Annotated in this window: 15 protein-coding genes; 3 read left to right on the top strand and 12 right to left on the bottom strand. The window is 39.1% G+C overall.

Going from position 1 to position 14,846, the window contains the following annotated elements:
• Positions 1 to 5: 5 nt before the first annotated feature.
• The 5 genes from I2E77_RS08055 to xerA form a co-directional block, all read right to left on the bottom strand.
• Positions 6 to 3,146 carry a type I restriction endonuclease subunit R gene (locus I2E77_RS08055; protein ID WP_195450986.1) on the bottom strand — a complete coding sequence of 1,047 codons (3,141 nt, stop codon included), beginning with the start codon at positions 3,144 to 3,146 and terminating at the stop codon, positions 6 to 8.
• Positions 3,147 to 3,168: 22 nt separating this feature from the next.
• Complete coding sequence (locus tag I2E77_RS08060) at positions 3,169 to 3,393, bottom strand: hypothetical protein (protein WP_195450987.1); 225 nt, start codon at positions 3,391 to 3,393, stop codon at positions 3,169 to 3,171.
• Entirely contained in the window at positions 3,383 to 4,498 is a 1,116-nt protein-coding gene (locus I2E77_RS08065) for a zinc ribbon domain-containing protein (protein WP_195450988.1), read from the bottom strand. The genes I2E77_RS08060 and I2E77_RS08065 overlap by 11 nt, the downstream gene beginning before the upstream one ends.
• A gap of 88 nt (positions 4,499 to 4,586) precedes the next feature.
• Positions 4,587 to 5,759 (bottom strand): restriction endonuclease subunit S, encoded by a 1,173-nt coding sequence (locus I2E77_RS08070; protein ID WP_195450989.1) that lies wholly within the window; start codon positions 5,757 to 5,759, stop codon positions 4,587 to 4,589.
• 10 nt (positions 5,760 to 5,769) lie between these two features.
• Positions 5,770 to 6,753, bottom strand: a complete 984-nt coding sequence (gene xerA / locus I2E77_RS08075; RefSeq protein ID WP_195450990.1) for a site-specific tyrosine recombinase/integron integrase — start codon at positions 6,751 to 6,753, stop codon at positions 5,770 to 5,772.
• A gap of 186 nt (positions 6,754 to 6,939) precedes the next feature.
• Here xerA and I2E77_RS08080 point away from each other — a divergent pair, with 186 nt between their 5' ends.
• On the top strand, positions 6,940 to 7,440 hold the full coding sequence (locus I2E77_RS08080; protein WP_279323487.1) for a restriction endonuclease subunit S: 501 nt from the start codon (positions 6,940 to 6,942) through the stop codon (positions 7,438 to 7,440).
• On the opposite strand, the gene I2E77_RS08085 is transcribed toward I2E77_RS08080, so the two are convergent.
• From I2E77_RS08085 to I2E77_RS08105, 5 genes are all read right to left on the bottom strand, one after another.
• On the bottom strand, positions 7,429 to 7,953 hold the full coding sequence (locus I2E77_RS08085; RefSeq protein ID WP_195450992.1) for a restriction endonuclease subunit S: 525 nt from the start codon (positions 7,951 to 7,953) through the stop codon (positions 7,429 to 7,431). The genes I2E77_RS08080 and I2E77_RS08085 overlap by 12 nt on opposite strands.
• Complete coding sequence (locus I2E77_RS08090; RefSeq protein ID WP_195450993.1) at positions 7,937 to 9,508, bottom strand: type I restriction-modification system subunit M; 1,572 nt, start codon at positions 9,506 to 9,508, stop codon at positions 7,937 to 7,939. Before I2E77_RS08090 ends, I2E77_RS08085 begins: the two co-directional genes overlap by 17 nt.
• A 32-nt stretch (positions 9,509 to 9,540) precedes the next feature.
• Entirely contained in the window at positions 9,541 to 9,747 is a 207-nt protein-coding gene (locus tag I2E77_RS08095; RefSeq protein WP_164801376.1) for a helix-turn-helix domain-containing protein, read from the bottom strand.
• A gap of 338 nt (positions 9,748 to 10,085) precedes the next feature.
• Positions 10,086 to 10,529 (bottom strand): hypothetical protein, encoded by a 444-nt coding sequence (locus I2E77_RS08100; protein WP_195450994.1) that lies wholly within the window; start codon positions 10,527 to 10,529, stop codon positions 10,086 to 10,088.
• Positions 10,530 to 10,537: 8 nt separating this feature from the next.
• Positions 10,538 to 10,909, bottom strand: coding sequence for a phage integrase N-terminal SAM-like domain-containing protein (locus I2E77_RS08105; RefSeq protein ID WP_195450995.1), 372 nt, complete (start codon positions 10,907 to 10,909; stop codon positions 10,538 to 10,540).
• 284 nt (positions 10,910 to 11,193) lie between these two features.
• Between I2E77_RS08105 and I2E77_RS08110 the strand changes: the two genes are divergently transcribed.
• Positions 11,194 to 11,391, top strand: a complete 198-nt coding sequence (locus tag I2E77_RS08110; protein ID WP_195450996.1) for a DNA-binding protein — start codon at positions 11,194 to 11,196, stop codon at positions 11,389 to 11,391.
• 30 nt (positions 11,392 to 11,421) lie between these two features.
• A complete protein-coding gene (locus tag I2E77_RS08115; RefSeq protein WP_195450997.1) occupies positions 11,422 to 12,021 on the top strand; it encodes a helix-turn-helix domain-containing protein in 600 nt (199 codons plus the stop codon).
• A 44-nt stretch (positions 12,022 to 12,065) separates the two neighbouring features.
• On the opposite strand, the gene I2E77_RS08120 is transcribed toward I2E77_RS08115, so the two are convergent.
• Complete coding sequence (locus I2E77_RS08120) at positions 12,066 to 13,952, bottom strand: hypothetical protein (protein WP_195450998.1); 1,887 nt, start codon at positions 13,950 to 13,952, stop codon at positions 12,066 to 12,068.
• 5 nt (positions 13,953 to 13,957) lie between these two features.
• On the bottom strand, positions 13,958 to 14,281 hold the full coding sequence (locus tag I2E77_RS08125; protein WP_195450999.1) for a DUF3592 domain-containing protein: 324 nt from the start codon (positions 14,279 to 14,281) through the stop codon (positions 13,958 to 13,960).
• Between the last annotated feature and the right edge of the window lie 565 nt (positions 14,282 to 14,846).

The following is a 14,846-nucleotide window of genomic DNA, read 5'->3' on the forward strand; positions in this document are numbered from 1 at the left end:
ATGAATCACTTTGCATATTTTTTGAAATTCTCAGCCTGTTCAAGAACTTCCTTGTAAACATCATCAATCGTTACTGGAGGATAATCAAACTCATCAAGCAAGAGAATAAGGTCAACTTGCAAATTTGCTTTTATATCTTCACGGGTAGACCAATCAGTATATCGTGATTTGTCATCAACGATAGTTTTAATTCTCTTTGAAAGCTCAATCATCTTATCGTCAGGGTACTCGAACTCATATTTCTTGGATACCGCTTTCAAAATATCATAGAAAGCTTTCTCCTCGTAGTCGATTCCCATTTTCTTAAATGAGTTTTTCTCTGCTTTGAGTTCTGAAAGTAATTGTGCAAGCTGTTCAGCAACATCATCAAGAACCTCGTTTGCATATGCTTCATCACGACGACGGTTGTTATATTCATCCACAACCCTTTTCAATCTGTCAGCAAACTCAACACCCATAATCTTGTTGACTTTCTTAAATTCATCAATTGCTTGTGAGAGAAGCCTTTGTAAGATTTTGATTTTTGTGTTCGGCAACTGAATGGCATTTATCTTGTCCATATATTCATCGCTAAAAATATCGACAGAGATGTGCTTTCCAGTTTCAAACAGTTCCTCTATACCGTCAGACTGAATAGCCCCCTCGAGCATTTGACGAACACGAGCGTTCATCTGTTCAATATCAGGAGCATCACCCTTTGTAAGTTTGAAAAGGATGGAACGTACAGCACAGTAAAAATGGATATAATCTTTATCTTTATCGGAAAACTTCTCACTCGAACTGCAAAGATTAAACGCTTGCTTCATTCTCTTGACAGCAGCCATAAATCTTCTTTCTAATTCTTCTGAAAGCTGAACATACTCAACAGCACGATTTAAGCAAGCGAGTTGCCCCGTAGGAGATCCGTTGAAGAAATCAGCGCTGTTAAAGTTATGGAACATCTGACCAAGAACTTCTAATTGGTCTTTAACAATGGTAATAGATTGTTCCACGCCCTCAAATTCTTCACTTTCAAAGTTGGTGTATTTTTTGAGAGCCATATTCATATTCTTTTTAATACCGATGTAATCAACAATCAAACCTTTGTCCTTGCCCTCACATACACGATTAACACGAGAAATCGTTTGAATAAGTGTATGCTGCTGAATAGGCTTGTCGATATAAATTGTGTCAAGCTCAGGAACATCAAATCCGGTCAGCCACATATCAACAACAATGGCAATCTTGAAATTGGACTTAGGATTTTTGAACTGACGGTCAAATTCCTTACGGTCATCTTTTGACCCAAGCATTTCAAATAGTTCCGGTTCATCATCTTTATTGCGTGTCATAACCAACTTGATTTTTTCCATTGGTTTCAACACTTTCTTGTCTTTATCGTTTAGAATAACACCGTCATCACAGATTTTCTTTTCTGTCCATTCAGGTCTGAGTTCTTTAATAATCTTGTATAGGTCATAAGCTATGTAACGGTTGGAGCATACGAACATTGCCTTGCCTGCAACCGTAGCACCCTCGGCGACACGATTTTCGTAGTGTTTTATAAAATCTTCCGCCACAGCACGGAGTCTGTCAGGGTCGCCAATAATGATTTCCATATTAGCAACTGCCTTTTGACTTTCTTCAATCTGATGTTCGTTTGCACCTTCACGCTCACATTGAGCATAATATTCTTCTATTTGTTTTACTTTTTCTTGGTCAAGCATAACCTTAGCAGCACGACCATCATAAACGAGATTTACAGTAATTCCGTCACGCACCGCTTCTGTCATTGTGTATGCGTCTACAACCCCACCAAAAACCTCAATCGTTCCGTCAACCGGAGTACCAGTAAATCCTACATAAGTAGCATTAGGAAGTGAGTCATGCAGATATTTTGCAAAACCGTAGGTTCTCTCAACACCTGACTCTGTGATTTTTACCTTTTGGTCAAGATTGATTTGACTCCTGTGTGCTTCATCAGAAATACAAATTACATTTGTTCTGTCTGTAAGGAGCTGTAAATCCTCTGTGAACTTCTGAATAGTTGTAAGATATACACCACCGCTTGTTCTGCCCTGAAGCTCCTGACGAAGTTTTTCACGGGAGTCAATGCTGACAACTGTTTCATCGCCAATGTATTTTTTAGAGCCGACAAACTGCTTAGAAAGTTGGTCGTCAAGGTCAGTTCTATCTGTAATTATCAAAATGGTAGGGGAAGAAAAGTATGTGCTTTTCATCAACATACGAGTAAGGAACAGCATAGTATAGCTCTTTCCACATCCGGTTGCACCAAAGTATGTACCACCTTTACCGTCTCCTTCAGGACGAAGATGAGCCTTGATATTCTCATACAGTTTGCTTGCTGCAAAGAATTGTGGATAACGACATACTATCTTAAGGTCTTTGTCTGAGTTATCAGGGAAGTAGATGAAGTCTTTGATAACTTCAAGTAAACGGTCTTTTCTGAAAAGTCCCTTAATCATTGTTACAAGGGAGTTGATACCGTCCAATTCTTTATCGTCAGCATTGATTTTTCTCCACGCATAGAAGAAATCATATGGGCTAAAAAGAGAACCATACTTATTGTTTGCTCCATCGCTGATAACAATGAAAGCATTGTACTTGAAAAGCTCAGGAATATCTCTGCGGTAACGAATTGTAAGCTGCTTATATGCGTCCATAATCGTTGTGTTTTCTTTTACAGCACTCTTAAATTCAAGCACAACAACCGGAATGCCATTTACGAACACAATGCCATCAGGAATACGCAACTGATTGTTTATGCCTTCAATTTCAAACTGATTAACCACCTTGAAAGTATTGTTTTCGGGAGCGTCGAAGTCAATAAGTTCAATATAGAGGTCTTTCTGAGTTCTGTCCTCACGGTTAAGAATAAAGCCATCGCAGAGCAACTTGAATACAGCTTTGTTGGCTTCATAAATCGTACCGGAAATATTACGCAGCATTAGAATGACACTATCCACCTCACTCGGTGTTATGCCGTCTTTCGCATAGCGATTATAGAGATATTGCTTCAGGTCGTCCGTAAGCAGAACCTCTGTCCTTTCTCTGTGAATTTGGTCGCCACTCAAATAGGTGTACCCCTCATCTTTGAATAGTTCCATTATCGACATTTCTAATGCGTGTTCGTTAAAGTTTGTCATTGTGTTCGCTCCTTTATTCGTATTACTTCTTGGTGAAATGCTTTATTCCCGGCACAAGCGAAGCAACAGTTAGTCCTAAAGCACCAACTGTGCCTAAAATCTCACGTTTTGTCTTTGCACGTTGTCTACGACAGTTTTCACAATACTTGTGTTTGCTTTTACTTCTTAGAGGGTCGCCACATTTTTTACATACTTTTGTAACCGACTTATCCTCAACAATTACATCCTGTTCTTTTTTATTTCCCATCTTCGCTGTCCTCCGTTATCATCAAAACATTTTGTCCGGTCAATGCTCTGCTTGCATCGAAAGAAGTTATTCTTTCTGATATTTTCATAAACTCGTCTACGACAGTTAATTTCTTCTGTGGAGTATTCTCATTAAGCAGCAACAGCGTATCTCTATTATCAAGTTTATTGCTTGTTATGAACTCTTTGAATTGCAGTAAACTTTCCTTGCTTGATTCGTATTCGCCCAACAAGGCATATCCCTCACATTCAGCCTGAACAGTATTCGTGATTGATACTAATGCCTGAAATGCGTCGGATACTTTCTGAGGAATATCTTTACCTTTCTTTCCCTCCAAGAATAACTGCAAATCTGTCTTATCTGTATGTTCTTCAATGTACTGAAGGTTCTCTGTGAAGTTCCTCATTAAAACTCGTTTTGCTTCTGTTGCCGAAGACACAGCGTTTAATATAGCTATCTCCCTCAGTTTTGTGTCCTGAATTTTAGCAGCCAATAGCAGTTTGTCCCTTGAACTTTCTGCCAAAGCAATTCGGTCATTCTGAAGTTCTATATGTAATCCTCTAATAGCATCGCCCACATACTCGATTTCATCAAGTATCTGCGCCATTGCTGCGTGTGTCGTAAGATTGTTCAAAGTGTTTGTTAATTCCGGTGTGAGAGTCATTTCTTCAAGACGAACTTGTTTAACAATACCCTCTGTATCTCTAATAGTCGGAAGTATTTCTCCCTGCTTATCAATCGTAAAGCGATAAACTCCTTTGTCTATCAACTTCTTAATGTATGAGTCCATTTTGGCTACAAGAATTTCATCTTTCTTTGCCATACCTTTTATCACTTGTGCGATTGCCGGCATTTTTAGCTGAATAGTCTGCCAGTTGCCAAAGTATTGAACAAGGTTTCTGTTGTCTTCAATAGCCATAACACTAAGCTGACCTCTATTCGGATTCCATTCTTCGACATCGTAATTAAACACAGGAACAACTTCATAGGTGTCTTGTACGCTTATTGGGAGAGAATGGTCTGCACTCATATATCCACAATGAGGACAAGTTAAAGCTTTATCTGATATTTTTGTCCCACATTCTGGGCAAAGAAATAAACTCATTTTCTCAACCTCTCTTTCGTTATGGTTATTATATATAAAATCTATTTTTTCAGGTCGCTTCCAATGCGACTATCTGCTAAATGATAATTTAGCGGCTTGATAACTGAGCCAAAGCTGTGGCTTGCAGTTCTTCAAGTAGAGCAATTTCCTTTGTGTTTAAGGTCATTTGCTCAACTATTGCAGCAAGATTCAGTTTTTCAATAAACTCAGACGGAGGAACAACAATTTTTATGTTATCAATGAAGTTCTTACTGAGGTTATCTTGGGCTCCACCATTAGAAAGTCTGCTTATTGCCGCTTGGCTCTGAATTAGTGAGAAGTACAAGTATGCCGCATCAGCTTTCGAATTGCAAATCATACCACAAATAGCTTGGTTGGTCGTTGCTTCAATTGCGAGATAACCAACTTCGCCAGCGGTTACGCCATACATTGCCATTAAAACTGTGTCCTTTGGAAGCAGCTTTGTGGAACTCTCACTCAACCCTAATGGAGTGATGTATTCTTCCGTTTGAAGCGTAATATTATTATGGACTTCGCCTGATTTTACCCAAGAAATAGTTCCGTTCTCCCAATATTCGTTGTTGGTGCGAGATGGAGTAGAGCCGGATTTTGTTTCTCTACAAAATTCAGATACGGTTTGAATTTCAAAATCATCAGGCAAAGTCAGTCTATCCATTTCTGCCTCGGTCAGATTTATCAATGCACCTCTGCCGACATTCTTTTGGATAGAAGCTGTGCCAACCGCCACTAAATTATCATTTATCTTCTGTTTCAGAGCAATCCTGTCTGTGATGGTTTTATAGGCTTTAACGATATTCTTTTGCTCGCTAATATTAGGAACAGGAAGTTCTACCATACAAAGTTCGTTCCAATCAAATATCTCCCTTACGCTGCCGTGTGACTTATACCTTGCATATCTATCAAACTCAGGTCTGCTGAACCAAAGCATAAGATATTCGGGGTCAAGTTCTTCTTTATTTGATACTTCAAAAACGGTATATGAACTTGAAATAATACAGTCATCACCATCTAAATAAGCGATGGATACTTTTTCGCCATTTCGTGAAGTAACGGGGCCGTATGCAAATTGTCCCGTTCTGACTATCTTATAACTTGATAAATCTGTACCTACGATGTTAGCAATTGACGGGATAAATTTCTTGCCAATACTTACACCAAGTAGATTTGTAACAGATAACTCCCTATTTCGTTCATCTACAAGACGAATGTAATTTCCTAATACCTTGTAATCAGTTCTCATTCTAACCACCTCAGCCAATGTATTTTCTGTGTGCTATTTTAACATTACTCTGTTTTACCATTGCATATTGCAAGGTCGTATCTATTCTTCTATGCCCTAAGAGTTGCTGAAGCTGCTCTATGGGCATTCCTTTGTCTATTGCCATCGTTGCAAGGGTTCGCCTGAATTTATGAGGGTGAACTTTATTTAATCCCAAGCGTTTCCCAAGCTGTCTAAGTCTTACTTCAATTCCTCCGATATTCATTCGATTGTACGGAGATTGAAGTGATACAAAGAGTGCCGGGTTGTCGTCTTTTCGGCTGTGCAGATAGTTCTGTAAATGGATTTTCGTCCTTGCGTCAAAGTAAACTATTCTTTCTTTATCGCCCTTACCGAACACGACACATTCTCTTTCGTTGAAATCTATATCTTCACGGTTCAGCAGCACCATTTCTCCGACACGCATACCCGTTGAAGCAAGCATATCTATCATTGCCAAGTCTCTTAGTTCTGTACAACTGTCACGCATAAGTTCAAGTGCTTCATCAGAATAAGTTTCTTTTATGTTTGTTCCGGTTTTAACCTTATGTATGCGTCTAACCGGACTTTTCAGTATATAGTCCTCGTCTTCAAGCCAAGAGAAGAAACTTGATAGTATCCTTCTGATATTGTCTATTGTAACCTTGCTTGAATTCTTTTTAGCCTGATATTCCGTGAGGTAACAGCGAATATCATCAGTCACAATATACTTAATTTCTTTCCCAATACCATCGAGCATTGAATGTATTGTTGCTTCGTAGTATTTTAAGGTTTTCTCAGAGCAGCCTTCAATCTTCTTCGCAGAGAGGAAGGACTCAACTAGGTTCTGCTCTGAGACTACCTCGTCATTTTTATTTTTTGTTACCTCATAGTCGAATAGTGTGTGTTCCAACACTTCTTGTAGTTTTTCTGATTGTGCATTGTTCAGGTAAGGCAACATAGCCTGAACAACATCTGTGATTAAATTCTGTTTCATTGTCTTTCTCCTTTAATTATTTAAGAGAACGACAATCAACGGCAGTTCCTTTTGTTTAACTCCTGCCGTTGGTAGGAGTTATTTATCTCAACGGTAAATGATAATTTAGAAGCAACAGCACAAGCGGTTCTTCAGGATAAAATCGTTTCTAATGGCATTGAAACAACCGTAGATAGCCTGATTGACTTGTTCGACAGTATGCGTAGACCAATGTCGAGCTTAGACCGTAGCGGAATGGAACGTATTTATCCTTACTTTGGTGCAGCATCGCTTATGGACTATGTTGATGACTACATCTTTGATGGCATTTACGGCTTACTTGGCGAAGATGGAACGGTTATGGATGATAATGGTTATCCAACTATGCAATATGTTTGGGGAAAGTTTTGGGTAAACAATCACGCTCATATCTTTCAAGGGAAAAACGGGTATTCAACGGAAATGGTTTACCTTATTTTGAAGAAAACCGTTGTACGAAACGCCGTAACCGGAGCAGTTCAGTTAAAAATCAATCAGGAAAATCTCAGAAAACTCCCTGTCATTGTTCCTTGCGATGACGATTTAACAGAACTTAACGCATTGATTGGCAAAGTTTTCTTAACTATTCGTGAAAACCGAACAGAGATTGAACAGCTTGCAAACCTCAAAGATATATTGCTTGCAAAAATGATGACATCAAGCCGCTAAATTATCATTTATCTGCTTCTTGAGAGCAATTCTATCGGTAATGGATTGATAACTTTTAACTATCTCAATTTGCTTATCTATTGGGGGCACGGGGATTTCCATTCGACATAAATCGTCCCAAGTGATGCCGCCACGAACGCTTCCGTCTGTATGTAACCAACAAATTCTGTCAAATTCAGGTCTGCGAAACCACATCATCAAGAACTCAGCATTGAGTACTGTTGCATCTTTTATCTCAAACATAAAGTATGCGGGAGAAACAATAGCTGGCTGGTCGTCAGTATATAATGCAACAGGGAGTCGTTCATCACGACCTACGTGCATAGGATTACACGCAAACTTGCCTTTTGTTATCAATTTATATTTGCTTAAATCCGTGCCGATAACATTCGCCACCGACGGCATAAAGAATTTGTCTATGTTGATTCCTAAGACTTTATCCGTAATGCTATCTTTATTGCGAGTATCAATCAGTCGGATATGATTTCCCAAAACATCATAATTCGATTTCATAACCCAGCTCCTTAAATACAGAAAGCAAATCAGCCTTTGATTTTTCTTCAGCAACAAGCAGTTCCTTGAGTTCACTCTGTAAAGTTTTCATTTTCGTGTCGAAATCAATGTTTTCATCACGGTTGACGAACTCAATATATCTGCTCGGAACAAGAGTGAATCCCTTTTCCTTAACTTCTTCAAAAGAAGCAGAATAGCAAAACTCCGGTACATTCTGATAAGTTTCTTCATATCCTTCTTGTTGCCAAGCGTGATATACAGTCGTGACTTTTGCTCTATCTTCCTCTGTAAGTTCAATATACTTCTTTTCATAAGGACTGCCCATTTGACGCAAATCCATAAAGAGGATTTCCTTTTCACGATTGCGATAGCGTTTAAGCTGACCGTTCTGTTCCACAACACGAGCTTTTTTGTTCTTGTTCAAAATCCAAAGAGTAACGCTTATGTCAGTCGTATAGAAAAGGTTTCTCGGAAGTATGATGATTGCTTCAACGAGATTATTCTCAATGAGCTGTTGTCTGATTTTCAACTCTGTCCCGTCATCAGACAAAGCACCATTTGCAAGCAGAAAACCTGCTACTCCGTTCTGTGACAGCTTTGACACTATGTTCAAAATCCAACCGTAGTTTGCATTACTTGTAGGAGGTACTTCATATCCATTCCAACGAGGGTCGTCAATGAGTTCATCATTTCCTCGCCATTCTTTCTGATTGAAAGGAGGATTTGCCATAATATAATCGGCTTTAAGGTCTTTGTGCTGGTCATTTGTAAATGTATTTGCAGCCATCTCTCCGAGATTTGCAGCAATGCCACGGATAGCCAAATTCATTTTTGCAAGTTTGAATGTGGTATTAGTGTACTCCTGCCCATAAATAGAAATCTTTTTCTTGTTTCCGCTATGAGCTTCCACGAACTTGATAGACTGAACAAACATACCTCCCGAACCGCAACAAGGGTCATAAAGGATACCGTCATACGGCTCAAGCATTTCGGCAATTAGGTTTACGATACATTTCGGAGTGTAGAACTCGCCCTTACCTTTACCTTCCGCAAGTGCAAATTTGCTAAGGAAATATTCATATACACGACCTATGATGTCGTTCTCTTTATCGTCTGTGTTTATGCGGTTGATTTCATCAAGCAAAGAAGCGAGCTTTGCTGTGTCTATATGAAGACGAGAATAATAGTTATCGGGCAATGCACCTTTAAGAGCCGGATTATTTTTCTCAATAGTGTAAAGTGCTGTGTCTATTTTCAACGCAATATCATCTTGCTTTGCGTTTTCCATAATATAAGACCAGCGGCTTTCTTCGGGAAGATAGAAAACATTTTCCTGAGCATAAAATGGTTTCATATCTGCGTACTTCTCGCCGTGCGTCGTAATAATTTTTGTTCGACATTCCTCAAATTTATCACTTGCAAATTTCAGGAAAAATAAGCTCAATACCACGTGCTTATATTCAGCAGGCTCAACAGAACCTCTTAGCTTATCAGCACTTTTCCACAGAGCTTCTTCCATTGATATTTCTTTCTTTGGTTTAGCAGCCTTTGCCATTACGGTTACCTCCATTTATTTGAACTATCTTACTAATCATCTAAAATAACTTCACATATGTCACCAATATCACAATGAAACACCTTACATATACGCATAAGTACTTCAAGCGATACCGGTTCATTCTTATTTATCTTGGTGGCTGTTGTTCCACTAATCTCGGCAGCTCTCATCAAATCATTTCGTTTCATTTGATTTTCAATCATAAGCTTTTGAAGTTTCATATAACTCACTTGCATACGCAATTTCTCCTTTTCTAAAGCATAAAACTCATAGTGATACAGGTTTTCATTACACATTATACTACAAAATATTAGCTTTTTCAACTTGACAACAACAAAAAACACTCAATTTCTATATAGGTGTCGCTTTTTTATAACACCTATCTGCGGTAACCTATCATTACTAATGGTTGGTTTTGATAAAAATAAAAAGTGAGGTGCGATTGCACCTCAACTACATAGCTTATTCTCTTGAACCATCAGGGAGATAGAAGCAATTACCCTTTCGACCGGCGGTTCTTTTCCGTCCGGGGCAATTTGTTTCCAAAACGCCTGTGCCGTAGGGTCTGTGCTTTTCATCGCCGCCCTAATACTTCATCGAAGAATCCAAGGCGTGTACAGTCAATAGGCTCATCCGGATATTTGATTTCGTGTTCATCGCCCAAAGGAACGGTAAACTTAAAATCTCCCTCCTGGTAGAGCAAGCCTATGAAATCCAAACGTTCAAAGTCGTTATCCTCAACGGTAACGTGAACGATTGCGATTGTTGTTGGCTCCTCGCTCTCGCTGTAAATGCCCACTTCGGTAATCTGCATGTTTCTGAGCTCGTTAATGCGACCGTTGGCATACTCCTCATCAAAATACACACCCTTATAGGTTGCTGTAAAAAGACCGTCGTTGATGCCGTAGTTGCTTTCGTCCCAGTTCAAAGAAACAGTTTCTCCGCTTTGCAGTTTGACTTCAATATAGTCAATGACTAAATCGGTCATTTCTGTTTTTGCGGTAACATAAAGTCGCATATCACCACCTACTTTCCAACAGGAACGTCATCCGGAATGGCAGCCTGCTCAGCTTCTTCTAACTCATCATAATACTGAACCTGCACCTTCATAAAGTCATTCTTTAGCACAGCCATCTCAGTTTGACATCCGGAGCTGATTAAGAACTCATTATATGCTCGAAGGGAAGAGAGATGGTTGTTTACCGATTTCGGGTTGTATCCCTTAATGGTTCTCATATAAGAGATATAGTCGAGCACATTTGCCCGGTATAGTGTGAGTGGTATTGTGCCGAAGCTGTCCTCACACCATCGATTAAATATACGCACCTTATCGCAGTAGTTCTTCGCGGTGTTTTCGGATTTACCAATACTGCGCAGGTATTCATAGAACTCATTCATAATAATATCGCCTCCTACTTGTATTACACGAATAGGAGGCGGCAGATACAACAAAAAATATTATGTTTAACTGAGTTCTGTGGAAAACGTTGTTAATTATGTTTAACTCCGAGCCCGTTCAAAAGCAATTGATATCGTGGCTTAAACATAATTAGCATTATATTTAACCCAGGCTGAGACCGCAAATCAGAGTGAACCAAATAGTGAATTCACGAAAAGGACTTGATATTATTCCTCTAAATGAATATAATATTTATTAGTGATCAATGAAAGGAGTATTTGCAGTGGATTACATCTCAACAATCGAAGCCGGCGAAAAATGGAATCTGTCACATCGGCGTGTTGCGATCCTTTGCTCCGAGGGACGAATCCCCGGTGTCAAGAAGGTCGGTAACACATGGCTCATTCCGGCTGATGCAGTAAAACCTGCAGATGCTCGTGTGAAGACCGGCAAGTATATTAAATCTCAGTCTGAAGAATAAGAAGCAGAATTTCAAAAAGGTGGTGAGTAGATGTCAAGGCAATTCAGGGAGGCCAGAAAAAAGAATAACTTAAAGCTGACCGTAGCTGCAAAGATGCTGGGCGTCTCTCAACCTACACTCAGTTCCTGGGAGGCCGGGCGTAAATCGCCGACGATCGATAACCTCGCAAAGATGGCAGACCTCTACGGCGTAACCACAGACTATCTTCTCGGAAGGGGAGGTAGCCAGGATACAGAGAACACTCTCCCACTGCCCTATGACCAGCTCCGTGTTTCAAACGGCAAACCGGTATGGTCAGATAAATACGGTTGGCTCTTGATCAGCTCATCTGCGCAGGAGTTCATTGCAGCGACCGGAGAACGTATTCCGTTTGATGCTGCAGGTGAGATCCATGATATTGCACCACGGTTTGCAGAAGGCACCATTCCGCAATCAGATGCTTTGACTCAGTCTGAGGTAAGCTCCCAGACTCAAGTGTGGGTGGAACCCATTTCCCCAGACCCAGAAATGCGCGAGTACCTGCGCGGCTGGTATCAGGTCAAGGACCACTTTGTCGAGAATGAGTATGGTACCAAGTTCTCACTCGATAGCTACGCCGCCAAATGGTTAGCATTTAAATCGAATATATAAATTCAAAGAGCACCAGGAAAATCAAATCCTGATGCTCTTTGAATTTATATTATATTATTCCAGTCAACAGCCTCATAGGTTTTCCAAAGGGCTTCGGGTACCTTAAGTTCTCCACGACTAAACATTATGGAATAGTTATTTCCGTCTTTAGCTAGGTCAACTGTAAAGAGCTCAAAATTCATAGTGTTCAACCACTGACCATCGAGTTTCGCTTCTTCCTCAGCAAAATCAACGGGCAACTGGTTTCTTGCTTCTTCAAAGGACAAATAAATCTTTCCAGAAAAGGACTCATATCCTGTATCTAATTCGTGTACTCCACCATCAACGCGAACAGCCCCAATTGTATATCCTTGAACTCTAGCAATCTCAACTGCTTTCGTCATATAAGTCAATAATTTTTCGACCTGATGTATTGACTCAACCCAAAAACCAAACCCTTCAAATTTGATAGATTTAAGTTTTTCTTGAGTCAAGAAGTCAATGCCCGGTGAACAAGTGATCTCATTGTCGTCAGCGGTACTGCCAACATCACTTGTTTTAGAAAGTTTTCTTCCACATTCAGAGCAGAAATTATCTTTAGTAGAGTAATACTTACCGCAACAAGAAATGGTGTTATCATCATTAACCTTGTCATTGTTTTCTGTGATACAAAAACTCTTTAGCAACGATGATAGCTGATGAAACTCTTCAAATCCTCCACAACTGTAGCAAATAAATTCTCTACCATTACTAAAAGAGCATTTAAAAGTATTGTGCAAACAGAAGCCACACGCACCCAATCTATCAAATATCTGATTTTCTGTTGTCCAGTGGAAGAAGGAGATTGTATTTAATAATTCGCGCAATTCCATTATTTGCTGATTTGATAAAACAATGGTTTTTGTATCAAAAAAACCTGACGGATAAGCTCTACCGCCATCTCTGCTTCCATTAATGGTATTCCTATAGGTTAAAGTCTCACCATGCCACTCAATGTTGATTATTGGACAATCACCAAACGATATATGTAGTTTAGAAATTGAAGATCCGGACATGTCAGCACTATGCCATCTAAATGAAGCATTATCAATATAGCTACCATTATATTTCTTCTTAAAGTCTCCAGATAAGAGGGTGTCAATATCCTCTAGTCCACATTTTTTACACCGATATTTAATGCCTCCGGTCATTTCCTCAATAACCATAAAATCATGGTTTCCTGAAACACAGATTTCTCCATTAATTTGCTCGGAGGAAACATTCGAATCAGGCTCAAAATAACCATACGCTTCTTTAAAATTGCCATCTGTATCCGTTTCTGAAAAAGAGACAAAGTTTGTTTCTTTTTTTGCCATATCATTTGAAATAAGTTTTGCGGTTCTTTCCTTCACAATTTCCAAAGAATTGCTATACCTTTTATAAAGTGTTCTAAACACACACTCATTTTGAATAACTGCACGCTGATCCTGAGTTCTTACACGATTACAAAGAGTGGCATATAGCATAAACAATGTCTCGTCATCGATTTGAGAAAGATTTGCAATTTGTAATAATGCTTGGTTGGTTCTTTTGTGCACCAAACTTCCTGTTGCATCAATTGAGTACTGCTGCTTAATGAGTTGGACACCGTATGCCTCAAAATGCTTTTCAAAAGTACTTCTAACTATATTCATGATTCCAAGATCAACATCTTCAGGAATATACTGCAGTTCCGGGTTAGCATCGTATTCAGCTAATGCTTTATTCAGTCCTGCATATTTAAAGTGCATGAAGCTTCTTAAAATAAGCATAATTCCTGCAAAGGCAATAAACATACCCAATATGCCAAGGGGAGACCCAGATGCCATACAAAGGCCCATAATTGCATAACCTAACGGCATTATACAGAAGCCTATAATGCGTATCTTTGTTCTTTGTTTTTTTAATTGCAACAATTCTTGTTTCTTGTTCATAATTTTCAACCTTGTTTCTTTTTTGCTTTGGAAACAATTACTCCCACAATCATAACAAACCCAACTGTTGCAAAAATCCCTCCTTCTGCCATTTTCGCACCAGGCTCTTCAGGGTTAACAACAACTGTTATTGTATCTCCAACATACTTGGGTTCTGTATATTTGCCAACCTTTACGTGAGAATAATCCTTGCCATCAATCGTATAGTTTGCATACACGGTATATGTGTCGTAGTAATAAATCATATCAGAATCATGTTCTTCTTTGACCACCACATCGACAATTCGAGCCTCAATTTCGTATCCAGAGTTCTTCGCTTCATCATACAATCCACCCTGATACGCTCCAAGTAAAAAAAACAATAATACCTATGATTAAAACTGTGGTCGAATTAAATATTTTCTTCATATCACATTATCCACTCGCTTTTTCTATAACACAAGCACGGAGATTTTTCTTCCCCTAAAAACACAACATAAAATTCATCTCCTGTTTTTGTTGCATTATAAAAACTTTCTTCCACTGACATTGATCTAGTACGAGCATTATTAATGTCTTTGAAGTCAAGTTTCCATTCATCGGCGCCTTCTCCATCAGGTATATACCGCATGCCAACACAAGTTCTTTCAACTATCGCATATCTGAATTTTGATATCCTCGAATCACGCAATATCATTGTTATCAAAGAATAAGCTAGAATTGCCACCATAACAAGACCTATAGGATGTCCAATTACTGACATCACCGATGTAAATAGTAAAAAAGTGATGACGAAAATATATCCCCATTTGCTGCTTTTTTGTAAATGCAAATCTTTTGTAAGCAGTCAAGTGAAATACAGAAATTTTCGCCAGAAAATGCAGAGTTTTTCGGCGTCAATTTTCTCCTGTAATA

This window comes from Anaeromassilibacillus sp. 1001302B_160321_C8 (genome assembly GCF_015554745.1).
In the GTDB taxonomy this organism is placed as follows: domain Bacteria; phylum Bacillota; class Clostridia; order Oscillospirales; family Acutalibacteraceae; genus Anaeromassilibacillus; species Anaeromassilibacillus stercoravium.

Bases quoted from the DNA above. Each gene is read 5' to 3' on its own strand.
- I2E77_RS08055 (WP_195450986.1), bottom strand. From the start codon at position 3,146: ATGACAAACTTTAACGAACACGCATTAGAAATGTCGATAATGGAACTA.
- I2E77_RS08060 (WP_195450987.1), bottom strand. From the start codon at position 3,393: ATGGGAAATAAAAAAGAACAGGATGTAATTGTTGAGGATAAGTCGGTT.
- I2E77_RS08065 (WP_195450988.1), bottom strand. From the start codon at position 4,498: ATGAGTTTATTTCTTTGCCCAGAATGTGGGACAAAAATATCAGATAAA.
- I2E77_RS08070 (WP_195450989.1), bottom strand. From the start codon at position 5,759: ATGAGAACTGATTACAAGGTATTAGGAAATTACATTCGTCTTGTAGAT.
- xerA (WP_195450990.1), bottom strand. From the start codon at position 6,753: ATGAAACAGAATTTAATCACAGATGTTGTTCAGGCTATGTTGCCTTAC.
- I2E77_RS08085 (WP_195450992.1), bottom strand. From the start codon at position 7,953: ATGAAATCGAATTATGATGTTTTGGGAAATCATATCCGACTGATTGAT.
- I2E77_RS08090 (WP_195450993.1), bottom strand. From the start codon at position 9,508: ATGGCAAAGGCTGCTAAACCAAAGAAAGAAATATCAATGGAAGAAGCT.
- I2E77_RS08095 (WP_164801376.1), bottom strand. From the start codon at position 9,747: ATGCAAGTGAGTTATATGAAACTTCAAAAGCTTATGATTGAAAATCAA.
- I2E77_RS08100 (WP_195450994.1), bottom strand. From the start codon at position 10,529: ATGCGACTTTATGTTACCGCAAAAACAGAAATGACCGATTTAGTCATT.
- I2E77_RS08105 (WP_195450995.1), bottom strand. From the start codon at position 10,909: ATGAATGAGTTCTATGAATACCTGCGCAGTATTGGTAAATCCGAAAAC.
- I2E77_RS08115 (WP_195450997.1), top strand. From the start codon at position 11,422: ATGTCAAGGCAATTCAGGGAGGCCAGAAAAAAGAATAACTTAAAGCTG.
- I2E77_RS08120 (WP_195450998.1), bottom strand. From the start codon at position 13,952: ATGAACAAGAAACAAGAATTGTTGCAATTAAAAAAACAAAGAACAAAG.